This is a genomic window from Pseudoalteromonas sp. (genome assembly GCF_036960685.1).
Lineage (GTDB): Bacteria > Pseudomonadota > Gammaproteobacteria > Enterobacterales > Alteromonadaceae > Pseudoalteromonas.
In genome coordinates this window covers 86,344-110,915 of sequence record NZ_JBALXK010000006.1, presented here as the reverse complement: position 1 = coordinate 110,915, position 24,572 = coordinate 86,344, and the positions used below count along the sequence as shown (strand labels likewise).

The following is a 24,572-nucleotide window of genomic DNA, read 5'->3' as shown; positions in this document are numbered from 1 at the left end:
AAAAGAGAGATCATGACAGCAGCAAAATTTATTGTGATTGAAGGCCTTGAAGGTGCTGGAAAATCAACGGCTATTGCTATTTGCCAACAATTTTTAGCACAACACAATATTGACTTTGTTAATGTGCGAGAGCCAGGCGGCACCCCGATTGCCGAAGCGCTGCGTACTATCGTTAAAAACAGCCACGATGAAGATATTGCCAGTGAGACTGAGTTATTACTCATGTACGCAGCCCGCTCGCAATTGTTGCATAATGTAATTCGCCCAGCGCTTGCAAAAGGTCAGTGGGTATTAGGCGACCGCCATGACTTATCGTCACAAGCTTATCAAGGCGGCGGCAGAGAAATTGCGGCAAGCACCTTAACTGCACTTGGCGATATTGTGTTAAAAGGCTTAAAGCCAGATCTTACTATTTATTTAGACATTGATCCTGCCGTGGGCCTTGCCCGTGCCAAAGGTCGTGGTGAACTTGATAGAATCGAGAAGCAAGCATTAAGCTTTTTTGAACGCACCCGATCGCGCTATTTAGAACTTGCCAGTAATGATGAGCGCATTAAAACAGTAAATGCAGGGCAGAGCATAGAATTAGTTCATCAAGACATCGTTGCGGTGCTTGAGCAATTTGTAAAAAGTAACCCGTAGTATGATTTATCCTTGGCTTAATGACGTTCACCAGCAATTAAGCGCTAGTTTTAATGCAGGACGCTTTCATCATGGGCAATTATTTAATGGTCAACAAGGTGTAGGTAAACGTGCCCTAGTTGAACAACTTGCTAATGCATTACTGTGTAACGCACCGCAAAATTTAGTTGCGTGTGGGCATTGTAAAAGCTGTCAGTTAAATCAAGCAGCTACTCATCCTGATAAATATACTGTGCAAGCTGACGGACAAAGTATCGGAGTTGACGATATACGTAATGTCAGTGACTTTATGCATCAGTCAGCGGCGCAAAATGCCAGTAAAGTGGTGGTCATCAATGATTGCCACAAAATGACCACGGCTGCTGCAAATGCACTGCTAAAAACCTTAGAAGAGCCAAGCTCACAGCGATTTTTATTACTAACTACCAATGCGACAGCACAATTACCCGCTACTATTTTAAGTCGTTGCGCGCTTAGCGAAGTGAAAGTCCAAGATAGTCATGTTGCAATGCAGTGGATTAGCCAATTAAATGTGCCAGCTTATCCGTGGTTAAAATTATTTACCCAGCAGCCGTTACTTGTTGCACGCTGGCAGCAGGACGAACAGCTTGAGGTAATTGATCAACTTTATAAATTTGCAACTGAGTTAAAACAAGGCCATAATTTCAGTGCGTTAGTTGATATTATAAGTAAAGATAATGAACGCATTCGTGTATTTAACTTATTTTTAAGCGAGCAATTAAAACAACAACTGCTCACTGGAATGGACTTTGACTCGTACCACAATGCGCAAAACGCCTTGGCCGAGTTTGTGCAAAACAGCACCCAGATACTCGGATTGAATCTGCCATTAGCAGTTTCGCGTTTAGCGTATCGTTTACGTAACAGCCATAAGTAGGATTGATTGTGCAAGAATTATTAGTCGATATAGATGATTTAGACGAGTTATACCGCTGTTATATGCCGTATTTAAAAGCCGGTGGTTTATTTGTGCGTACTAACATGCGCTATGAAATGGGCCATTCTTTAGCACTTAAAGTCACTTTACCTGATGCACTTGAAGACGACCTGATAACAGGCAAGGTTGCATGGATCACCCCGCAAGGTGCACAAAGCTCAAATCCACCGGGTATTGGTATTTGTTTTATTGATGATAAAACAAACCTGAATGCGAAGATCGAAAAACTACTAGGGACTATGTTAAACTCTGGTAATCCAACTTATACCATGTAGTAAGCAGTAACTGTGATTGTAGATTCTCATTGCCATTTAGACCGTCTCGATTTTGATAAACTCGATTTAAACTTAGACCAAGTACTTGATAATGCGAGAGCAAAGCAAGTAGAGCACTTTTTATGTGTAAGCGTAACACTTGACCAATTCCCAAGTATGTTGGAAAAAATTCAGGGTTACCGTGACGTATCAGCGTCGTGCGGTGTTCATCCGCTTGATCAAAAAGACGCACTAGATAAGCAGCGCTTAATCGACTTAGCGAGCCACGATAAAGTGGTGGCTATTGGTGAAACGGGGCTTGATTACTATTACGCAAAAGACACGCATGCGGTACAGCAAGCCAGCTTTGTCGGTCATATTGAGGTTGCCAACGAGCTACAAAAGCCGCTTATTATTCATACCCGCGATGCCCGCGAAGACACTATCAACTTAATGCGTGAACACAACGCAGAAAAATGTGGTGGTGTACTTCATTGTTTTACTGAAGATTGGGCAATGGCGAAAAAAGCCATCGACTTAGGTTTTTATATTTCTATTTCCGGCATTGTTACCTTTAAAAATGCCGTTGAACTTAAAGACGTGGTTAAGCAAATCCCCCTTGATAGACTGTTAATTGAAACAGACTCTCCGTATTTAGCGCCGGTGCCATATCGTGGTAAAACCAATCAACCAGCCTATGTACAGGATGTGGCGTATTACATTAGCGAGCTAAAAGGCATCAGCTACAAAGAGCTGGCCGAGGCGACTACGGCGAATTTTTATTCGCTATTTAATTTAGTAGATAAAGGTTAATTAACGTATGAGCACAGCCGCACTCCCAGAGCTATTAATGGGGCCAATGGTGCGCCGTGCTGATGCCAAAGGGGTGTGCTTTCAATTTGCCACCAGCACCCCTTCACAATACCGCATTGAGCTGGATAACATTGATACCTATAGTGAACATCACAGCATTGCGCTTGGCAGCCAACTGTTTTTGCATTTCATTGTTTTAAAATCGATTAATGAAAACTTGCCTACCGATGTACTACTTGGTTATCGTCTGTATAACGCTAAGCAGCAAGTTGATCTCAGTGTTTTTTGTTATGATGGCAAGGCAACCCCAGAGTTTGTGATCCCGCAAACACTTGAGCAGATATTTCACGGCTCGTGTCGTAATCCCCATCACCCAGCACAGGATAGCCTCGTTGCAGCACAGCAATGGCAAGCAGCGCAGCGCTCTCAAGGTAAGCCCGGAGCTGATATTTTACTGCTATCAGGGGATCAGGTGTATGCTGATGATGTCGCAGGCGCTATGTTAATTGCCATATATCGGCTGATTGAATTATTGGGCATTTACAAAGAGCAGCCACTGGATATTGCACTGCCAGAGCAGCTCTCAGAGCAGCTTTATCAACGCCATCTATTTTTGCCTAAAGTTCCATGGCAACAGCGCAGTAAAATTGGTGTCGGGTATTGGTTAAAAAAAGACGAACCGCATTTTTCTAGTTTAAAAGCAGCCAATCACCTAGTCTCATTTGAAGAATTTATCGCGCTGTACTTACTTAATTTCAGTCCCATTGTTTGGTCGTTAATTGATTTAGAGTCAATTAGTTATCAGGCTAAATCACCTAAATGCCAACAACTGTTTGAGAGTGAAAAACGGGCATTAACAGGCTATAGTGAAGGGCTATACGAGGTACAGCGATTATTTGCCAATGTATCAACACTGATGATGTTTGATGATCATGATGTCACCGATGATTGGAATTTAACCGCAGGCTGGGAACAAGTAATTTACCAACATCCGGTGAGTCGGCGTATTGTTAATAATGGCTTGATCAGCTATTGGTTGATGCAAGGTTTTGGTAATGACGCTGGGGTTAAAACAGCAGCGTTAGTTGATGACTTTAAAGCCTGTTTAAGCAGTCAACAGCAATGGCACTTTAATACATTTGATAAAACCATTTTAGAGTTTAATCATTGGCACTATGAGCTCAACACCGTGCCCAAAGTAGTGGTACTTGATACACGGACTCATCGTTGGCGCAATGAACAAAATTTTAATGAGCCATCTGGTTTACTGGATTGGGAACGCCTCACTGAGCTTGAAAACAGCCTATTAAGCCATGAGCAAGTGATTATAGTGTCGCCTGCGCCAGTATTCGGGGTGAAATCAATAGAAGCTATCCAAGCGTTATTTAATATGTGTGGTCAGCCTTTGCTGGTCGATGTAGAAAACTGGATGGCTCACGAGGGCTCGGCAAAAAAATTACTCGATACTTTTCGCCGCGACGATACCCCAAAAGAAACCCTGATTTTATCCGGAGATGTCCATTACTCATTTTGTTTTTCCGTGCAAAAACGCTTTGGCAAACACCCAAACCGCATTTGGCAACTCACTGCCAGCGGAATTAAAAACGAATTCCCGCGTAAGCTAATTAATATTCTTGATAAACTCGATTCGATTCTATACGCACCAAAAAGCCCGTTAAACTTTTTTACCAAGCGTTGGCATATGGAGGTTGATAAACATCAAACCAAGGGCGATGGACAAAAGTATCTAGTGAGTGATGCAGCAATCAGTTTGATTGATCTAAAAGCTGGAAAGCTTGCCCGCTATCAACTTATTCATGCTGATAGCCGCACCACAGAGTTTGATTTAGACGATAATTAAGTGGCTTGAGCTAATCTACTTTTTACGGTTAGCTTTAACGTAATCACCCACATTACTGACGGTATCAATCCAGTATCCATTGTCAGGGTCTTGTAAATACACAAGCAACTGCTCGAGCACTTTAACATCTGTGGTGTATTGATCCCCTTTACCAATCTCATGGCCTGCTAAAATTAACCAAGCATTATTTTCGCGAAGTTGTTCTAACATAGTGATGATCTCAGCAAAGCTCAAGCCGTCAATTCTTAGCCCGGTTAACTGTGAAAAATCGGTAAAATTTGGGTTATTTGCAGATTCATCTAACCAAGTGCGGCCGCTATCAAAATACTTGGCAATAAGCGGTACATAACTTTGGGTATCGACACCGCGGCCAACAAAAGTATTACCGCATGGGTAGGCGAAAGCGCGTGGTGTAACGCCGAGTTGTTCTTTTATATAAGTTTGCGCGCTGAGAATGTCATTTTCAAGCCAAGCAAGGGTGGTTTCCTCCAGTGACAGGTTTTGCTTTCGTAACCATTCAAAGTTACCCGTACAAACATGACTGCTGGTATGATTTGCAATTTCATGGCCCGATTTGACCGCATCTTGCCATTTAATTAGACGTTCTTTTACGTTGAAAGGAGATACATAAAAAGTGGCTTTGGCTTGGTATTTGTTCAAAATAGCGGTGCCGACATCGACCTGACTGTGTCGGGCATCATCAAAAGTGATGCTCACTGCATTCTTTGCTTTATTTGGATACTGAAAACCGAGATAGCGGTTAGAGTCTGCTGCAACGCTTGCATTACTAACAAATACCGCAGCCAATGTAATTACTGAAAGTCGTTTAAGCATAGTGGATTATCGTTATTGTTTTATTCATTATAGAAACAATAAATGACTGTAAAAGCAATCGATGATCAAAAAATTACGACTATTAGATAAGAGCAAAAAAACGCCCAGAACGAATCCGCATTGTTCTGGGCTTAGGGGATGGCTCTAGTGAGCCTGCGCTAACTTTAAAAACACCTTCTAAATTCATTAAGGGAGAAGTAGAAAGTATTATTAAGTGTAGTTAACAGATGTAAAAATGCCCAATAAATGATGAAATTTTATACTGCTTATAAAACAGTTATTTGTCTTAAAATTCCTCAAACAGTATGAATTTTATCCATCACTTGTAGGCAGCTTATACACAGCTTATTCTCACCAGGTTATTAATTGATTATTTTGGACCAGATCCCGCGGTAGGGAATTTTTAATTTTGTTTTTTTGCCATTTACCCAGCCCGATAGGGCAGCCACATAAGGTTAAAATCACTTCACCTAAGGTGTTGGTGGGTTTATCTAAGCGAATATCTTTGCCTTGGAAATAATCATTGGCTTGCTGATCGCTCAGTGCGAAGGTATTACTTTTACAACGATCGCCAAATACAGTGGCAAATTCGTGATTAAGGCGCACACCGTTTTTGTGGATCATGCCAAGATGGATACCCAAACGTGCGTACTTTATTTTATTTTCAATTACAGCGAACTGCTCAGGAAACAACCACAGCTCTTTATCCCGCTGCATTAATGAACCGCTCAGTGTGCTGATACCAAACTGTTTGTTTAATTCAGCGTAAAAAGCTTGGCTGGACTTTTTATCAAACGGTTGAAATGGAAATGCACCTTTTTTTATTTTTTGATTCGGGTTGTCGCAGCTGGCAAGCTTTTTAAATTTAGCAATAAAAAAACCTTCACTGTCGAATGTTTGCGGCCAGACATGCAAATAGCCTTCGCTGGTTGTTGCTTGCTCTGCACCTGCAAACAAATTATCTAATGGTTGTATTTCAAGTTGCTCAGGAAACTCAGTTAAAAGGTATTCACACACTTGTTGGTTTTCAAGTGGGGTTAATGTGCACGTTGAGTACACTAATGTACCGCCTGGTTTTAATGCATAAAAGGCACTTTTTATTAAGTCTTTTTGTACTTTAGCAATATCAATATTTGATTCTATTGACCAATTTTTTAACGCATCAGCGTCTTTGCGTACTGTGCCTTCACCAGAGCAAGGAGCATCAAGCAATATGCTGTCAAAGCATTCAAACATGTAGTCGCCAAAAATCACCCCATCAAAATGCGACAAGGCACAATTACCCACGCCCATGCGCTTTAATGTAGCACTGAGTACCTTTAATCGTGATGATGAGAGTTCATTAGCAACCAATACCCCTTGATTATCCATTAGTGCGGCGAGTTGCGAAGTCTTAGAACCTGGTGCCGAGGCCATATCGAGGACATGTTGCGCTTGAGCTAATGACTCTTTAAGTGCCATGGGCGGCAACATGGAGCTGGCTTCTTGTACATACATAGCACCACTTAAGTGTAAGTCGGTATTACCTAGCGCCAATGCATGCTCTTCATCTGCAGGGCGCTCAAGCCAAAAACCTTCTGCGCACCAAGGAACGGGTGTTAACTGCCAGCCTTTTTGTTCACCAATGCGTTTAAATTCAGCAACCGACATTTTTAATGTATTGACGCGAACCGATTTACGCAATGGTCTGCGACAGGCACTAATAAAATCAGCGAGATCTAAGTGCTCAGGTATATAGGTGTTTACGTCATCGATAAAATGCTGGGGAATATACGTATTGGCGTCCAAGACTAAGCTCACAGAAAAAATAAAAACGCATTTTAGCATTTTTAACGCGCAAGAGCAGCGCCTTAATAACGTTTTTAAAAGTGCGTAACGTGTCGACAGTTTTCTTTTTTTACTACTTATAACGACCAAGTTAAGCATTATAAATTTGAGTTATGTCGACAATGGTTGTGTTTTTATGACTTTTCTGCTGATTTAGGCTTGACTCTGTTACTGCGAACTACCATAGTGTTACTACGAATTGTCGACAATCTTAAAGAAGTGATTAATGACCCAAGATGCTTTTAGCGAAACACTCATTACCACAGCCTCAGATCAAGTGTTTGTAGATATGCGCCGTGAGATAGTTGAGGGCAGTATTGAGCAAGGTAGCAAAATTTCTGAGCCAGAGCTGGCTAAGCGTTATGGCGTAAGCCGTGCCACATTACGTGAAGCATTAAACCGTCTTGAAAGCTGTTACTTGGTTGAGCGTAAAGCCAATGTAGGGTGTCGGGTTGTTGCCTTGACCGCAGAGCGGTTAATCGAAGTATACCAAGTGCGCAGCGCCCTTGAAGGTTTAGCCTGTCGTTTAGCTGCCGACAATATGGCCCCTGATGAAGTACAAAGTTTAAAACAATTACTTAATCAGCATTTACAAACTCAACGAGTGAAAGAAGGTGAATCGTACTACCAAGAAGCCGGTGATTTAGACTTTCATTTTCGGATCATAAAGGGCAGTAAAAATGAGCATCTTATTCATTTACTCAGTAATGGTTTGTACCAGTTGATCCGTATGTATCGGGTGCAAATGGGCATGGTAGGGCCGCGGGTGTCTAAAGCCTTTGATGAGCACTTGGCAATTATCAATGCCATAGAAAATCATGATGGCGAGTTAGCTGAGTTATTAATGAAGCGTCATATCAGTGCATCGCAAGCTAATATTCAAGCAAAATTCGATTTATTAGCAGCCCAAAAAAAGGCCGCACAGTAATTACAGACAGCAAAATTGTCATAAACAAAATTTAAAAATAGAGTCTGCCTCGAGCAGCTACCGTTCAAAGGAGACAGCAATGTCAGCAGGATCGAAGTTCAAACAGGCGATTGCCAATAACCATCCACTGCAAGTGGTGGGCACAATCAACGCATACACTGCGATGATGGCTGAAAAAATGGGTCATCAAGCTATTTACTTATCTGGGGCGGGAGTGGCGAATGCCTCTTTCGGGATGCCTGATTTAGGTATGACCAGCCTTGATAATGTGCTCGAAGATATTCGCCGTATTACCGGTGCTAGTGACTTGCCATTATTAGTCGATGCCGATACCGGCTGGGGCGGGGCGTTTAATATTGCCCGTACAGTAAAAGAAATGACTAAAGCCGGTGCCGCAGGATTTCATATTGAGGATCAAGTAGCGCAAAAGCGTTGTGGTCATCGCCCTAATAAAGAAATTGTTAGCCAAGGTGAAATGGTTGATCGTATTAAAGCGGCGGTTGATGCAAAAACTGATAGCGACTTTTACATTATGGCGCGTACTGATGCATTTCAAAAAGAAGGCTTAAATGCGGCGATTGACCGTGCTGCGGCCTGTGTTGAAGCCGGTGCCGATGCGATATTTGCAGAAGCAGTGCATGATCTTGCTGATTATCAGGCATTTACGAAAGCGTTAAACGTACCTGTTCTGGCAAATATTACGGAATTTGGCCAAACGCCTATCTATACCAAAGAGCAGTTATCTGATGTGGGTGTGCAAATGGTGCTTTACCCGTTAAGTGCATTTAGAGCGATGAATAAAGCGGCACTAAACGTGTACTCTGCTATTTTGAATGAAGGCTCACAACAAAGCCAAATTGAAAACATGCAAACACGTGCAGAGCTGTATGACTTTTTAGACTATCACAGCTATGAAAACACCCTTGATAGCCTTTTTTCAGCAAATAAATAATCGTACTAATAATAACAATATTTAAGGAGAACACACATGGTTGATAAAGCATTAGGTGGCGCAGGTTTACGTGGTCAAGTAGCGGGTCAAACGGCATTATGTACAGTAGGGCAAACAGGCTCAGGTTTAACTTACTGCGGTTATGATATTAGCGAGCTTGCAGAAAAAGCACAGTTTGAAGAAGTGTCATTTTTACTTTCCCGTGGGGAACTGCCTACGGCAACGGAACTTGCTGAATATAAAGCAAAAATAAAAAGTCTACGTGGCTTGCCAGCAGCACTTAAAACAGTGCTTGAGAATATTCCAAAAGATGCGCACCCGATGGATGTGATGCGTACTGGTTGCTCAATGCTAGGTAACCTTGAAATGGAACATGATTTTAGTGAAGCTAATGATGCGATTGATCGTATGGTTGCGCTATTCCCAAGTATTATTTGTTATTGGTATCGCTTTACCCATGATGGCGTGCGTATTGAAACGCAAACTGATGATGATTCAGTTGGCGCGCACTTTCTAACGCTATTACACGATAAAGCACCGTCAGAATTATTTGCACAAGTGATGAACGTGTCACTTATTCTATACGCAGAGCATGAGTTTAATGCTTCGACCTTTACCGGTCGCGTTTGTGCGTCAACGCTATCTGATATTCATTCATGTGTAACGGGTGCTATTGGTACGTTACGTGGGCCATTACATGGTGGCGCCAATGAGGCAGCAATGGATATGATTGAAGGCTTTAAAGATGCAGACCATGCAGAGCAAGAAATCATGGGCATGTTAGAGCGTAAAGACAAAATTATGGGCTTCGGTCATGCTATTTACCGTGAATCTGATCCGCGTAATGTGATCATTAAAAAATGGTCTGAAAAACTGGCCGCTGAGTTAGGCGATAACGTGCTCTATCCTGTATCTGTTCGCTGCGAAGAAATTATGTGGCGTGAGAAAAAATTATTCTGTAATGCTGATTTTTTCCATGCTTCGGCGTATCACTTTATGGGCATTCCAACGAAATTATTTACTCCTATCTTTGTGATGAGCCGAGTAACAGGCTGGACTGCACATGTAAAAGAGCAACGCGCTAATAACCGTATTATTCGTCCAAGTGCTGATTACACAGGGCCAGAAGCACGCAGCTATACGCCGATTGAATCACGTTAAGACATAGGGTGGGCGCATTATGATATGAGCCCACCTTTTTTTGCACATAGCCTTGAGCTGACAGTTTTCTCGAACTTTCCTTAAACACGCTACCTGTGTGCAGCCACCGTCACCCAATTTAGCGAGTCTTACCATGACCATTATTAATAACACTCAATATCGAAAACCGTTACCAAATAGCAATGTTGATTACTTTGACACGCAAGCCGCAGTGGATGCTATCAAACCGGGCGCATACGCAACATTGCCTTATACATCCCGTGTTTTAGCAGAGAACTTAGTGCGTCGCTGCGAGCCATCTATGTTAGATGATGCACTGAAACAGATTATAGAGCGCAAGCAAGATTTAGATTTTCCATGGTACCCAGCAAGGGTCGTCTGCCATGATATTTTAGGTCAAACTGCGTTAGTTGATTTAGCTGGCCTTCGCGATGCGATTGCCGCAAAAGGCGGCGATCCAGCGAAAGTAAACCCAGTCGTGCCAACTCAGTTAATCGTTGATCATTCCCTAGCCGTAGAGCACGCAGGCTTTGATCCTGATGCATTCGAAAAAAACCGTGCTATCGAAGATAGACGTAACGATGACCGTTTCCACTTTATTAATTGGACCAAAACGGCTTTTAAAAACATTGATGTGATCCCGCCAGGTAACGGCATTATGCATCAAATTAACCTTGAAAAAATGTCACCGGTGATCCAAAACCGCGATGGCATTGCCTTCCCAGATACCTTAGTGGGAACTGACAGCCATACTCCACATGTTGATGCACTGGGCGTTATTGCTGTTGGAGTGGGCGGCCTGGAGGCGGAAAGCGTGATGCTAGGGCGTGCATCTTATATGCGTTTACCAGATATTGTTGGGGTAGAACTGACCGGTAAGCGCCAACCAGGTATTACTGCAACGGATATTGTGTTGGCGATCACTGAGTTTTTACGTGAGCAACGTGTTGTCTCAACTTCTTTAGAATTCTATGGTGAAGGTGCTGATGCGCTGACTTTAGGTGATCGTGCCACAATTTCAAACATGACTCCCGAGTTTGGCGCCACGGCCGCGATGTTTTATATCGACCAAATGACCATTGATTATTTACGCCTTACAGGGCGAGAAGAAGAGCAAATAGCGCTCGTTGAAAACTACGCTAAAACGACCGGTTTGTGGAGTGATAGTTTAAAAACAGCCGAGTATGATCGGGTATTGAAATTTGATTTATCTAGCGTTGGACGCAATATCGCTGGGCCTTCTAATCCGCATCGACGCGTTTCAACTGCTGATTTAGCAAGCACGGGGATCTCTGGTGTGGTTGAAAACGAAGAGGGCTTGATGCCTGACGGTGCCTGTATTATTGCCGCAATCACCAGTTGTACTAATACAAGTAATCCACGAAACGTGATTGCCGCAGGTTTGATTGCGCGTAATGCAAACGCCAAGGGATTAACGCGCAAGCCATGGGTTAAAACCTCTTTAGCGCCAGGGTCAAAGGCGGTGCAGTCGTATCTTGAAGATGCCAAGTTATTAACAGAGCTTGAGCAACTTGGTTTTGGGATTGTTGGCTTTGCCTGTACTACCTGTAATGGTATGAGTGGCGCGTTGGATCCAGTTATTCAACAAGAAGTGATCGATCGTGATTTATACGCAACTGCGGTACTTTCGGGTAACCGGAATTTTGATGGTCGGATCCATCCTTATGCCAAGCAAGCATTTTTAGCATCGCCGCCTTTGGTGGTTGCGTATGCAATTGCTGGCACAATTCGTTTTGATATAGAAAAAGACGTACTGGGTAAAGATCAGCAAGGTAACGATGTTACGTTAAAAGATATTTGGCCGTCGGATGAAGAAATCGATGCGGTTATTAAGCAAAGCGTAAAACCTGAGCAGTTTAAAAAGGTATACGAGCCAATGTTTAATTTAACCGTAGATTACGGTGAAAATAATGACCCGCTTTATGATTGGCGTCCACAAAGTACGTATATTCGTCGTCCACCTTACTGGGAGGGGGCGCTTGCTGGTGAGCGCACTATGAAGGGCATGCGTGCGCTTGCAGTACTTGGCGATAACATTACAACGGACCATTTATCACCATCTAACGCGATTATGGCGAGTAGTGCCGCAGGCGAGTATTTGACCCATATGGGCGTACCAGAGGAAGACTTTAACTCGTATGCAACCCACCGCGGCGACCATTTAACTGCGCAACGTGCAACCTTTGCTAATCCTAAATTATTCAATGAAATGGCGATTGAAAATGGTGAGGTAAAACAGGGCTCGTATACGCGAATTGAACCTGAAGGTACGGTTACGCGTATGTGGGAAGCAATCGAAACTTATATGCAACGTAAACAGCCGTTGATCATCGTTGCTGGTGCCGATTATGGCCAAGGCTCATCACGAGATTGGGCGGCGAAGGGCGTACGTTTAGCGGGTGTACAAGTGATAGCAGCTGAGGGCTTTGAGCGTATTCACCGTACTAACTTAATCGGTATGGGCGTATTGCCACTGGAATTTAAAGCTGGTACTACGCGTAAAACACTTAAGCTTGATGGTAGTGAAAGTTACGACGTAGCAGGTGAGCTGACCCCAGGTGGAAACGTTAATTTAATCATCACGCGAGTTGATGGCGAAGTACTTACGGTACCCACTAAATGCAGAATTGATACCCAAGAAGAGTTGTCCATCTATGCTGCAGGCGGTGTATTACAGCGCTTTGCACAAGACTTTTTAGAAGCCACGCAAAGCGCATAAGGAATCCTAATGACATTTAAACCACAAATTAAAGTGCCGGCAACCTATATGCGTGGCGGCACCAGTAAAGGGGTGTTTTTTAATTTAACTGATTTACCAGAGGCCGCCCGTGTGGCGGGATCTGCGCGCGACAACTTATTACTGCGGGTGATCGGTAGCCCTGATCCGTACGGCAAACAAACCGATGGTATGGGCGGAGCGACGTCAAGTACCAGTAAAACGGTTATTTTAAGTAAAAGTGAGCAGCCAGAACACGATGTTGATTATTTATTCGGCCAAGTGGCCATTGATAAACCGTTTGTGGACTTCAGTGGTAACTGCGGTAATTTAACTTCTGCGGTTGGCGCTTTTGCAATTAGCAATGGTCTTGTTGACGCAAGCCGTATTCCTGAAAAGGGTGTTGCGGTTGTTCGAGTGTGGCAAGCGAATATCAAAAAAAGCATTCTAGTGCATGTGCCTATAACGAATGCTGAAGTACAAGAAACTGGCGACTTTGAACTCGACGGCGTGACATTCCCAGCTGCTGAGGTAAAACTTGAGTTTATCGACCCTGCCGATGGCGAGGGCGCGCTATTTCCTACTGGTAATATCGTTGATGAGCTGGAAGTCCCTGAGTTTGGTGTACTTAAAGCGACCATGATCAACGCCGGCATTCCTACTATATTCGTAAATGCCCACGATATTGGCTACACCGGCACTGAGCTGCAAGATGACATTAATAATGACGAGCAGGCATTGGCTAAGCTTGAGTCTATTCGCGCACATGGCGCAGTAAAAATGGGCTTAATTAAAAACATAAATGAAGCCGCTGCGCGCCAACATACACCCAAAATAGCCTTTGTCAGTAAGCCTGCTAGTTATATCTCATCAAGTGGCAAACAGATCAGTCAAGACAGTATTGATCTATTGGTTCGCGCTATGTCGATGGGTAAGCTGCATCATGCCATGATGGGCACTGCTGCTGTTGCAATTGGTACCGCAGCGGCTATCAATGGCACTTTAGTGAACTTGGCTGCTGGTGGCGGCCTACTAAGCGAAGTAAACTTTGGTCATCCTTCAGGCACGCTAAAAGTTGGCGCAGAAGCACAGTTGGTTGAGGGTGATTGGCAGGTTACAAAAGCCAGTATGAGTCGCAGCGCTCGGGTACTAATGGAAGGGGTCGTTCGAGTACCTCAATAAGCCATAAATAACTTAAAGTGACTGCCAAGTCACTTTTGTCCCTATCTTTATGTGAAAAAATGTAAACGGTATTGTATGTATTTGTATCAATCCGTTAACAATGTTCGTATTGTTTTTGCTCATTATAAAATACAATCAATTAAATACAGTCATAACACTTTGTTTAATAGTATTTTTTATGCTTCTTATTAAAAACTGAGTATCTGATTAGTTAATTTTCTCTACTGATAATTAAAATTACATTTTTCCATTAATTGTCATATATTGGTGGTAAGTTGATAACATGTAATAACAATTGTAGTTTGTTACGTTAATTCAATACAGTTTGATACATAATTTTAACTTAAATGACTGTTGACAATAACGTAGGCTACATTTCAATAATGATATTTGCTAACAAGCACTCAAGGAGATTTCCATGGCGAAAAGAATAATAAAGTTTACCCCAATTGCAGCTTCGGTTGCATTGACCCTAGGATTAGCGGGTTGTGGTTCGGACAATGATAATAACAAACCAGTTCCAGCTACTGTATATAAAGCCCAGATCAGCACTAACTTCAATACTCAAGTATCAGGTAAAGCTGTAAAAGGCTCGCTGATGAATGCGGTAGTGTCCGTGTCAACGTTAAATGATGCCGGTGAATCTGTGCCGGTTGCATTTCGTTTAGAAGCTGCAGCGGATGCAAGTTATGCTGCAGAGTCGACAACGTCACAAGCGGATGCAGATGCCAAAGCACTTGCTATGCTAACGGCAGCTAATCCTGCTGATGCAATGACATCAGCTTCTGGTGGTTACAGTATTTATCTTGAAGATGGTTTTACTGGTCCGCTTTATATTACGGTTAGCACAGCGAAAGAAGGTGACGACAGCATGGTGAAGTGTGATGCATTCACTGGCTGTGGTGATTATGACAGTGCACCTGAAATCTCAGATGTCGCTGGTATGGTTAACAATGGTGATAGCGCGATTGATTTTGGTGAATGGTATAAAGACGATCTTGAATTACAAGTTGTCAAATTTATCAAAGCTCCTTCGTCAGCCGCTGCAAGTGTGCGTGGTATTAATTTTGCTGAAGGTGATGGTACGGGTGTAGAACAATATTTTGCTAATGTGACCCTTTACACAAGTATCGCTGCAAAAATGTTACTTGATGGTGCTAAAGATGGCTCTGCAGTGTCAGATGAAGCAGTTGCTGCAGCGAGCTTAAAAACTTTGATTCAAATATTAGGCCCTGAAGCTGCTATAAAAGCTGCCGGTTTGTTAGGTGATGTGTCACTGGGTGGTGCTGTTGATTTCAGTGATATTGGTGATGGTGATTCGCTTGATGCAGGTACTTTGGCATTAGTGCAAACAGCTGTGTCTTTACAGTCTGTAGCTGGCGCTGGTGCAAATGGCTCATTAAAAGAGCTGATTGCAAGTTTATCTGCCGCGGTCCAAGAAGGTAAAGTAGCAAATAGCGACAATGAAGTTGTTCAAAAAATTGCTGCTGAGCTACAAAAGGCAGTTGAAAACACAAGTTTAATTTTTGCTGCTGTGATCACGGGTGAAGGCCTAGATGAAGCATTTGCGAAAGTGGCTGAAAATCTAGGTATTACCGACCCTGATGCAATAGCTAAGTTAAGAGATAAAGCCACTAAAGCGGTCGAGAAAGTTCAGCAAAAAGCCAAAGAAAAAGGGCTTGATAAAGACTTAAAAGAAACGGCTAAGCAACTTAAAAAAATACTTAAGAAAATTGGTTGTGAAGACAAATGTGACGCGGGCGATGACTTTATCGCAAAAGCAGCAGCAGAATTAGAATTGCAAATAACAGCTATCACAGCTGACTTAGCAACTACAGAAAATTCTGTTTCTGCAGGAACAGCTGAACTTAAAGTAATTAAAGAGTTGGGAGATGCTGGTTTAGATTCAACAAGTGAAGTACTTGCATACAGCGCTGCAGTATTCTCATTATCTGGCACTAAATCAACATTCAGTCAGTTACAAAGTGAGCTTGTTGCAATGCTTAATTTAGCAACCTCAATTGCAAGTACAGCGTCAGGTCTAGGTGATGAATATCAACAATTAGCAGACAGATCAGATGTATTAGTCAATGCAATAACAGCCCAACAAACATCAGTTGCATTATTAATTTCTGGCATTGAGGTTGAGGAACAGCGTTCAAATGAAGCTGTAGCAGCATTTGAACTAGCTCTGGATGTCGCTAAAAGTAATGCCGATGCAGCTAATGCTGCACTTAGTTTAGCTGATTCGACAGCAATGGTAGCGCAAGCCGATTTATCAACAGCTATGATAGCTGTTGATGCCGCAATACTTGACACAAAAGAAAATGCAGAAATGGCATTAACCTCAGCACAAACTGCAATTACTGCGTCAATGGCGCTTAGCACACAAGCAGGTGGGCTTACTAATGCAGCTTCTCAAGCAGAAATAGCGGCTGTGGCGTTAGCTGAAGTTGCTTCACAAGAGAGTGATAAATCAATAGCTACTGAATTATTAAAAGCTGCTGAATTCAGTGCTGAGCTTGCAATAAACATTGCGGAAGAAGCCTCTTCAGCTCTCGTAAAAGCTACGGAATTAGAGATAAATGCGCAATCAACGATTGCAAAATTTGAGCTGTTAGTTGAGGTTAAAGCAGGTACGGATACTGTAAGAAATGCAACCTTAGTAACAAAAACGGGCGGTAAAGCATTATTTGATATAGCTGAGATTATATATGACGTTCTAACTGAAGCGTGGGATTTAGGTGACGAAGGTACCGATGTTGTTTCTACCCGCTATCCTGATTGGACCTACAGTTTCGATAAAGATGAGCTCGTATTGGATCTTGTTAATACTGTTACAGGTGAAATGGTCACAGTAAGTGGCTCTGCTAACAATAAGGCTTTGGTATTTGCGTTTGGTGGCATGATTGAAACTGTTGATGGCGCTAAAGTACATGTAGAAACCCTTGATAATATGGTGCTTGCATTAGATAACTGTGTTGAAGCGAACAATGGTCAAATCGAAAAGGATGCATCTGATTCTTGTTTAGTTATTAATTTTGAAGATAAAATTACTGCTGATACAGCTATTGATGGCAAAGTATTATCAGTAGATGGCTGGAGTCGTGTTGAGATAGTAGATGGTGACTCAGGCTTTGTAGGTACTTTAAGCATTGCTGGTACTGATATTTCAGAGCTTGCGACTATCAGTGCTAAAGGTATTACCAGTGAAATTGATTTCACTGCAATGTTATCTCTTGATTGGGCAAACGAAGATGATATTTATGCAGTCGATGTTGAGCTTCATAATGGCATCGGTTACAAACTTTCGTTAATGGCTGAAGAAGGTGAGGACTTCATGGGCAGTGTAAATGCAAATTTTGCAGGCGCTATGATGAAGTTTGGTACAGTAACAGAAATCACAAATGGTATTTCTGTTGAGTATATCGATGGCGAAGTTATCGATTACACTGACATTAGTTTCTTAGACTCATCTAAGTAACATAAAAATAAGAGGGAGAGTGATTCTCCCTCTTAAATAATAACAAGTGATATAAGTATGAAAAAAAAAATTCTTACGTTAGGATTTTCTGCATTTTTAATTACCCCGTTAAGTCACGCTGAAGACAAGCTGCAAATATTCACCACCTTCGATTCAGAAGTTTACACCGAAGCACAACCTGTAAAAGCTTTTATTGATGACTTTGATGCGCCTTTAACATCAGGCGATAGCGCGTTTACTTATAATGTATTTGAATTTGGTGTTGGCTACGGTAACTTTAAACTCGGTTTTCAAAGCCGTTTTGATTATGCGTTAAATTTTGACCCTGATACTGCTTTGTATCTGCATACTGAAAAAAATGACTTACCTTTTGAAGAACGACACTACAACTACTATTTAGACGGTAAACAAGCAACCAGCAATGGTCTATTCCTTTCATATGACTTCAAGTTTTTGCAAGCAAATGCGTTGACCATAACCCCTAAATTAACCATTTTTGCCAGCACTCATTATCAAGATGCTAATGTGCAAGGGCAAGTATATAGTGATGAAATTCAAGGCGCATTAACGGTTGATTATTACTTCTCAAAGGACATTTTATTTAAAAGATTTACTCCGGATGAGAACCCGTCAGGGATCGGGTACAGTTTTGATTTGGCAGCACAATGGAAAGTAAATCAAGATTTAACTTTAGGCGTACTTGCGCAAGACTTGTTCTATGAAACTGAGTATGAACAAAGTGGTTATGTAAATGGGTATACCACAGAAGTACCATTTACCGAAAATGACGATGGCGATATTGTTACTGAGCCTACTGTTCGTTTAGCAACCTCTGAAAATGGTAACGAAGTCACGCATAAGTTCGATATGCCCGTGCGCATTAAAGTCTATGCGGATTATCGTATTAACGATTTGTTCTCAACGGAGCTTATGGTTAAACGATTTGATCAAGATACCTTTTCGCAGTTAAAAGGGCGCATGCATTTTTGGGATCATTGGGCCGTGATTGGTGGTTATGAAACAAAAAGTGAAGCCTTTTTGCTTGGTATTGAAAATGATTATTTTGGTTTAAATATTCAAACCGACAATATTGATATTGATAAAGCCTATTATGCCAATTTGAATTGGTATGTGAAGTGGGCGTTTTAAGGATCATGATGTTAAAAAAACTTTTATCGGTCAGTTTACTAATGTCATTGGTCGGCTGTGGTGGTTCATCAGATGATAGCCAAACCAGCACTGTGCCAGTGGCGGTAGAAAGCACTTCGTCATTAGTGAGCTTTTATATTGCACCTTGGCAGTCTAAAACAGGCACGTTAACCCTCGCTAATGATGATACAGGAAATGTACAAAGCATTGCGGTTGCAGATATTAACAATGTAACGCTACCTGCAGCGACATTAAATTTTTATCGTGTTGAATTTGTTTCAGATGGTACAACGATACCATGTCCAAGCTTTGAAGGTTGTGGTCGTACCTTTAGAGATAACCCGTATGATGAGAACAGCAACCGTCGTCTTGATTATCAAGAAGTGATGGACATGACGCTGAGTTATCGGGCTGACTTTTTTGCAGTCCCAGGTGAAAATAAACTGTATTTATCGCCAGTCAGTTCAGTTATCAGCGATGAGAATTTAGATATTACTTTAGAGAGTTTAAGTGCTACACCTTTTTATCACCTTACACACAGTCAGTTGAATGATAATCTTGAAGCCGAATTATTGACTAACGCGTTGACCTTTGGTGTTATTTTAAAAAGAGCCGCTGACATTGAGGAAAGTTTAAATACATCTAGTAATAGTGTTATTGAGCAACAAGCGCAGTTAGAGAGCTTGCCATTTTATCGCACTTATGCAGACCGCTATGTATCTGAAAACTTATTGAATGTTCAAGGAAACCAGTTACTGCAAGCAGTCGTTGGGGAAGTGAAACAAAAGTTGGCAAGTATCGGTGATGCACAAAACATAGCTACACGAGCAATTGAACAGCCGCAATTACACTCTAAAGAACTGCTAGAAGATGTACGCAATATATTAGGTGTTGCGCGATTACAAGAGCAAAAATACAGTGATGAATTAACCCAAAATTTAACTGAGTTTGAAGATATACTAGATCAACAGTCGCAACAGACGCTTATCGTTCTGGCGAATGTTCTTTATGATGTTATCTACAATTTTTCACCACTGAATGATACTGAGGCTGGCATTTATACTCTGCAAGGGCTAACTATTAATTACCAAGAGTCACCTTACTCGTGGGTGATCACAGGGCAGTATGACAATCATGACGTGCAGTTAGATTTAAACATCCCACAATGGCGTATAAGTGGCGTATTGGGTAATCAAGTTAGTGGTGTTATGAATGCGAAAGTCACGGGGGATGATACGCAATTAAATGTAGATGCGAGAGAATTAGTCGTGTCGTTTGATGGCACAGACGATCCATTCTCAACTGATCAAAGCGAAACAACGGGGCAACTAACTATTGCCACAAACGTTACATTAGAAAATCAAACTAGCACCTTGACAGGTGATATAAATCTAACCGCTAATCGCTTTGTAACACCTTTTGAAGAGCTTGTGACTGTGTTATCGGGCTTTGATTTTAAAGGACAGTTAGACAGCGAAAATCAGACCACTCAATTTAATTTGCAAGCAATAGAAGCCACTCCATTTATTGATGAATCAACAACGAACATCGTATTTGCTGTGCAATTGATGATGCCATTGAGCGGCGCTAAGGATTTTCAATTCGCGTATGTAGGTAGGTTGAATCGCTTAGCTGAAATTACCAATGCAGAGCTTGCCTTACGATTAAAAAACAGAGCACTTGAAATAAACATACGTACGGTAGGCAATAATATCAACGCGGTGATCAAAGGTGCACAAGGACGCTGGTTAGACGTTAAACAAAAAGGGCGTAACTACAGTGGTGGTTTATACTTCGGAGACACGCAAATTGCTGATGTAACAGCGGTAAGAGGTGTACCGGGCATTTTATTCCCTGATGGTACATTCGAGTCTTTATTTTAAGATACAGTAGCCTATAAGTGTTATAGGCTACTTTCTTTACTAAGCTATTTAAATATTTCAATTTCCACCCGGGCGCCTTCAGCGATATCTGCACAATCAGCTGGAAGGACGATAAAGCAATTTGCTTTACTCATTGATGTTAGTACGCCAGAGCCTTGATAAGGCAGCGCGCTTACAGTGTAAAACCCTTTGTGATCAATGGATGCAATTGCCCTTTGGAAATCAGTTCGGCCAGGGCGTTTTTTAATTGCGGTGGTGGTGGTAGCAGTGAGTTTATTTGTTTTAGTTGCACGTGGCTGGGCTGATAGGTAATTAAGTGCCGGGCACACCAGCTGCATAAATGTAACCATTGCAGAGACTGGGTTGCCGGGTAAACCAAAAAAGTAACTGTTAGTAAGTTTACCAAATGCAAACGGTTTACCTGGTTTCATAGCGATTTTCCAAAATCCAATCTCGCCAATCTCGTTCAACACTTCCTTAGTATAATCCGCATCACCTACAGAGACCCCACCAGAACTAATGATAACATCAGCAGCTTGGTCAGCTTTTAAAAATGCGTCTTTTATCGCTGTTTTAGTATCTTTAATGATCCCTAAGTCAATAACGTCAAACGCAAGCTTTTGCAGTGATGAAATAAGTACCGGGCGATTGCTTTCATAAATTGCACCGGCTTTTAATGGCTGGCCGGGCAGCGTTAACTCATCACCAGTTGAAAATACAGCGACGGTTAATTTTTTATAAACTGTTAATTGCTCAATGCCCAGCGAGGCAAGTAAACCTAGGTCAACTGGGGTTAGCTTATGGCCAATGGTTAAAACGGTTTCACCTTTGGTGATGTCTTCACCGGCGCGGCGGATGTTATCGGCCATTTTGATTTTTTGATTTATAGTGACGTGATTGCCTACTTTAGTGGCATTTTCTTGCATAATAACTGCGTCACAGCCTTTAGGTATGGGTGCACCGGTCATAATTCTAACGCACTCGCCTGGGCGTAACGGCTGCTCAAAGTATTCGCCAGCAAGCACGGTTCCGATAAGTTGATAGCTATTAGCTGACGATTGATAACAAATAGCGTAGCCATCCATTGCAGAGTTATCATGAATAGGCACATTTATGTTGGAGACTAGCTCTTTGGCTAAAACCCTATCTAAAGAATTGAACAGACTGATCTGTTCATGTTGTGCAATGGGTTTTATTGTCGATAAGATATTTTCAATCGCGTCTTCAACCGATAATAAAGCGGATGCATTAAAGCAGTCATTCATATATATTGATTCTTCTTATTCATTAGATAATTAAAACAATACTCATAATGTCAATGCTTTACAATAGAGTCTGTTACTATTTTTGGTTTGTGTTATTACTCAATATTAATAGCGTATCGGCAAAAGAAAACCTACATATTGCGGTTGCCAGTAACTTTAAAGCCCCTTTAGAGCAACTTTTAAATAAAGCCCCTTTTGCTGATGAAATTGAAATAACCCTGTCAGCTGGCGCAAGTGGTGTATTGTATTCGCAAATAATTCATGGTGCGCCTTTTGATATGTTTCTTTCAGCAGATGCTAAAAGGCCGGCATTACTAAAGCAACAAGACCTAATTATTAAGGAGAGTATTCATACTTATGCAACGGGAGTATTGGCACTTTGGCAACCTGAATTAAATTCGTCAAACTCTTATATAGCGATAGCTAATCCTCGCTCTTCACCTTATGGCGAAGCTGCAAAATATTATAACGACCGTTATCTTAAAACCAACTTATCATTTGTATTGGCGCATAATATTACGCAGGCATTTCAGTTTGTAGACAGCGGCAATGCGGGGCAGGGCATTGTTGCTTTGGCTAGTTTAAAAGCTGCGTATCAGCAACACGCTAATGATAAATATTTAGCATATACGCAGCTCCCTTATCAGCAGTACCCAGCCATAACGCAACAAGTTGTGGTGTTAAAATCAACTGACAATTTAGCTGCCGCTAATAAGGTACTGAGTTATTTACTCTCCCCCGCAGTGCAAAGTGAGATCACAGAACTCGGCTATCAAAAGGCCTGTAGCCAATGCTAGATACTGACTTTACAGCATTATTTTTGACTGTGAAATTAGCGGTTATAACCTCCTTATTATTGCTGATTATTTGTTTTCCAATTGCTTGGCTATTATCAAACTACAGAGGTCGTTTGAAACCGTATTTTGAAGCGGTCATTGCGCTACCTTTAGTTTTACCGCCAACATTGCTTGGCTTTTATTTGCTGGTGGCTTTTTCACCTAATACAATTTTAGGGGAGTTTTGGCAAAGCCTGACGGGTCATCAGTTAGCTTTTAGCTTTTCAGGGATTGTGCTTGGCTCACTCATTTACTCACTGCCTTTTGTTATGCAGCCTTTATTGGTTGGTTTTAGCCAAGTAAATAGTCAATATAACAGCGCGGCGATTGCGCTTGGTTTTAGTGCTACAAAGCGGTTTTTCTATTTATTGATCCCGTTACTCAAAAGTACAATTTTAAGTGCTTTTTCGCTTGGGTTTGCCCATACACTTGGCGAGTTTGGTTTAGTGCTTATGATCGGCGGCAATATACCCGGTGAAACACAAGTTGTTTCAATTGCTTTATATGATCACGTTGAAGCACTTAACTATCAAGCCGCCCATGAGTTATCACTGATTTTATTTGCAATTTCATTTATCTGCCTAGTTTTACTGTTTAAGTTTAATAGATCAAACCTTGGCTTTAGAGGCGCTAATGCTACAAGTTAATATTAATCAGCCACTTGAAAACTTTGTTTTAGATGTAGAGTTTGCAGTTGAACAGGGCATTATTGTTGGTGTTTATGGTCCATCTGGTGCAGGAAAATCGAGTTTATTAGCTGCAATTAGTGGTATTAGTACTGGGCAGTCTATTATTAATAACCAGCTAAATTTAGCAACGCTTTCACCAGATAAGCGGGGTATTTGTTTACAGTTGCAAGCGTGCCCGTTGTTCCCTCATTTAAATGTGCTGGGGAATTTAAATTTTGCCTATAAGCATCGCCCTAAAAATAATAATCAATTAATGATCGACGAGATTGTCTCGTTACTAGGTGTTGCAGACTTGCTAAACCGTGAGGTTGGCAGCTTATCCGGTGGAGAGCAGCAACGAATTGTTTTTGCTAGAACTTTATTGCTTGGCCAAAATATTATTTTGTTAGATGAGCCTTTTTCTGCACTAGATTGGCAAAAAAAACAGCGGTTACTCTCGGCAATTAAATACTTAGCAAAAAATAAAAAGATTACCTTTATTATTGTCAGTCACTCTCTGAAAGAGCTTAGTTATTGCGCTGATAAACTACTGCAATTAAGCCGAGGAAAAATAATTCGATTTGGCGATACAGATATTATTAGCCAACATATTAATAATGAGCAAGGTACTACACATTTTAGTTTTATTAACTTTCAACAACCGAGCCCATTACCTGAGTATAACTTAACAAAAGTCACGCTTAGCCAAAGCCAACAAGTACTTTATATCAATCAGTTTGATGATCGAAACAACTATAAAATTTGTATAAACGCAAATGACATCAGTGTTAGCACAGCGCCTGAAAAAAATAGCAGCTGCATCAATACTCTGCACTGTACGTTTGTGGGTTGTCAGCTGCAGCAGCATGAAGCGCTACTGTATCTTGATGTTGATGGGCAAACATTATTGTGTAGTCTCAACCCGCTGGCATGGCAGCAGTTGGCGATAACGACAGGACAAACCTTGTATGCACAACTGCATGCAATTTAGTACGCTATTTTGCACCGATACAGCACATTAACATTCCCTTAATAGTGCAACAGGCCTGCTTTAGATAATTTTAAATCCCTACCATATTGAAATAATTGAAAATAATTATGTGGCTCATAATTTGCTCGCCCTTACCTGCTTTTAACT

At 41.6% G+C, this 24,572-nt stretch carries 19 protein-coding genes; 16 read left to right on the top strand and 3 right to left on the bottom strand.

Annotated elements, in window-relative coordinates; all coding sequences use genetic code 11:
- Positions 1-12 precede the first annotated feature (12 nt).
- Genes tmk through V7783_RS07460 form a run of 5 tightly spaced genes read left to right on the top strand, consistent with a single transcriptional unit; the run spans position 13 to position 4,528 of the window.
- Entirely contained in the window at positions 13-642 is a 630-nt protein-coding gene (gene tmk / locus V7783_RS07480; RefSeq protein WP_335678177.1) for a dTMP kinase, read from the top strand.
- A gap of 1 nt (position 643) precedes the next feature.
- Positions 644-1,540, top strand: coding sequence for a DNA polymerase III subunit delta' (holB, locus tag V7783_RS07475; RefSeq protein ID WP_335678176.1), 897 nt, complete (start codon positions 644-646; stop codon positions 1,538-1,540).
- A gap of 8 nt (positions 1,541-1,548) precedes the next feature.
- A complete protein-coding gene (locus V7783_RS07470) occupies positions 1,549-1,875 on the top strand; it encodes a PilZ domain-containing protein (protein ID WP_335678175.1) in 327 nt (108 codons plus the stop codon).
- 12 nt (positions 1,876-1,887) lie between these two features.
- Positions 1,888-2,667, top strand: coding sequence for a TatD family hydrolase (locus V7783_RS07465; RefSeq protein WP_335678174.1), 780 nt, complete (start codon positions 1,888-1,890; stop codon positions 2,665-2,667).
- A gap of 7 nt (positions 2,668-2,674) precedes the next feature.
- Complete coding sequence (locus tag V7783_RS07460; RefSeq protein ID WP_335678173.1) at positions 2,675-4,528, top strand: metallophosphatase; 1,854 nt, start codon at positions 2,675-2,677, stop codon at positions 4,526-4,528.
- Positions 4,529-4,543: 15 nt separating this feature from the next.
- On the opposite strand, the gene V7783_RS07455 is transcribed toward V7783_RS07460, so the two are convergent.
- Positions 4,544-5,362 carry a polysaccharide deacetylase family protein gene (locus V7783_RS07455; RefSeq protein WP_335678172.1) on the bottom strand — a complete coding sequence of 273 codons (819 nt, stop codon included), beginning with the start codon at positions 5,360-5,362 and terminating at the stop codon, positions 4,544-4,546.
- 351 nt (positions 5,363-5,713) lie between these two features.
- Positions 5,714-7,150 carry a 16S rRNA (cytosine(1407)-C(5))-methyltransferase RsmF gene (gene rsmF, locus V7783_RS07450; protein ID WP_335678223.1) on the bottom strand — a complete coding sequence of 479 codons (1,437 nt, stop codon included), beginning with the start codon at positions 7,148-7,150 and terminating at the stop codon, positions 5,714-5,716.
- A gap of 265 nt (positions 7,151-7,415) precedes the next feature.
- Between rsmF and V7783_RS07445 the strand changes: the two genes are divergently transcribed.
- The 8 genes from V7783_RS07445 (at position 7,416) to V7783_RS07410 (ending at position 20,665) form a co-directional block, all read left to right on the top strand.
- Positions 7,416-8,117: a GntR family transcriptional regulator gene (locus tag V7783_RS07445; RefSeq protein WP_335678171.1), complete on the top strand. Its 702-nt coding sequence runs from the start codon at positions 7,416-7,418 to the stop codon at positions 8,115-8,117.
- A gap of 79 nt (positions 8,118-8,196) precedes the next feature.
- Entirely contained in the window at positions 8,197-9,069 is an 873-nt protein-coding gene (gene prpB / locus V7783_RS07440; protein WP_335678170.1) for a methylisocitrate lyase, read from the top strand.
- Between the two features lie 36 nt (positions 9,070-9,105).
- Positions 9,106-10,230, top strand: a complete 1,125-nt coding sequence (prpC, locus tag V7783_RS07435; protein ID WP_335678169.1) for a bifunctional 2-methylcitrate synthase/citrate synthase — start codon at positions 9,106-9,108, stop codon at positions 10,228-10,230.
- A 133-nt stretch (positions 10,231-10,363) separates the two neighbouring features.
- Positions 10,364-12,970 carry a Fe/S-dependent 2-methylisocitrate dehydratase AcnD gene (gene acnD / locus V7783_RS07430; RefSeq protein WP_335678168.1) on the top strand — a complete coding sequence of 869 codons (2,607 nt, stop codon included), beginning with the start codon at positions 10,364-10,366 and terminating at the stop codon, positions 12,968-12,970.
- A gap of 9 nt (positions 12,971-12,979) precedes the next feature.
- Entirely contained in the window at positions 12,980-14,149 is a 1,170-nt protein-coding gene (gene prpF / locus V7783_RS07425) for a 2-methylaconitate cis-trans isomerase PrpF (RefSeq protein WP_335678167.1), read from the top strand.
- Between the two features lie 418 nt (positions 14,150-14,567).
- Positions 14,568-17,633 carry a hypothetical protein gene (locus V7783_RS07420; RefSeq protein ID WP_335678166.1) on the top strand — a complete coding sequence of 1,022 codons (3,066 nt, stop codon included), beginning with the start codon at positions 14,568-14,570 and terminating at the stop codon, positions 17,631-17,633.
- A 57-nt stretch (positions 17,634-17,690) separates the two neighbouring features.
- Positions 17,691-18,782 carry a hypothetical protein gene (locus V7783_RS07415; protein WP_335678165.1) on the top strand — a complete coding sequence of 364 codons (1,092 nt, stop codon included), beginning with the start codon at positions 17,691-17,693 and terminating at the stop codon, positions 18,780-18,782.
- A gap of 8 nt (positions 18,783-18,790) precedes the next feature.
- Complete coding sequence (locus tag V7783_RS07410) at positions 18,791-20,665, top strand: hypothetical protein (protein ID WP_335678164.1); 1,875 nt, start codon at positions 18,791-18,793, stop codon at positions 20,663-20,665.
- 44 nt (positions 20,666-20,709) lie between these two features.
- Here the strand turns inward: V7783_RS07410 and moeA are convergent, their stop codons facing one another.
- Positions 20,710-21,930 carry a molybdopterin molybdotransferase MoeA gene (gene moeA / locus V7783_RS07405; protein ID WP_335678163.1) on the bottom strand — a complete coding sequence of 407 codons (1,221 nt, stop codon included), beginning with the start codon at positions 21,928-21,930 and terminating at the stop codon, positions 20,710-20,712.
- A 47-nt stretch (positions 21,931-21,977) separates the two neighbouring features.
- Here moeA and modA point away from each other — a divergent pair, with 47 nt between their 5' ends.
- The 3 genes from modA to V7783_RS07390 are packed head-to-tail and all read left to right on the top strand — an operon-like array spanning position 21,978 to position 24,425.
- Complete coding sequence (gene modA, locus V7783_RS07400) at positions 21,978-22,727, top strand: molybdate ABC transporter substrate-binding protein (protein WP_335678162.1); 750 nt, start codon at positions 21,978-21,980, stop codon at positions 22,725-22,727.
- Positions 22,721-23,413, top strand: coding sequence for a molybdate ABC transporter permease subunit (modB, locus tag V7783_RS07395; RefSeq protein WP_192542110.1), 693 nt, complete (start codon positions 22,721-22,723; stop codon positions 23,411-23,413). Before modA ends, modB begins: the two co-directional genes overlap by 7 nt.
- Positions 23,400-24,425 (top strand): ATP-binding cassette domain-containing protein, encoded by a 1,026-nt coding sequence (locus V7783_RS07390; protein ID WP_335678161.1) that lies wholly within the window; start codon positions 23,400-23,402, stop codon positions 24,423-24,425. The genes modB and V7783_RS07390 overlap by 14 nt, the downstream gene beginning before the upstream one ends.
- Positions 24,426-24,572: the final 147 nt, after the last annotated feature.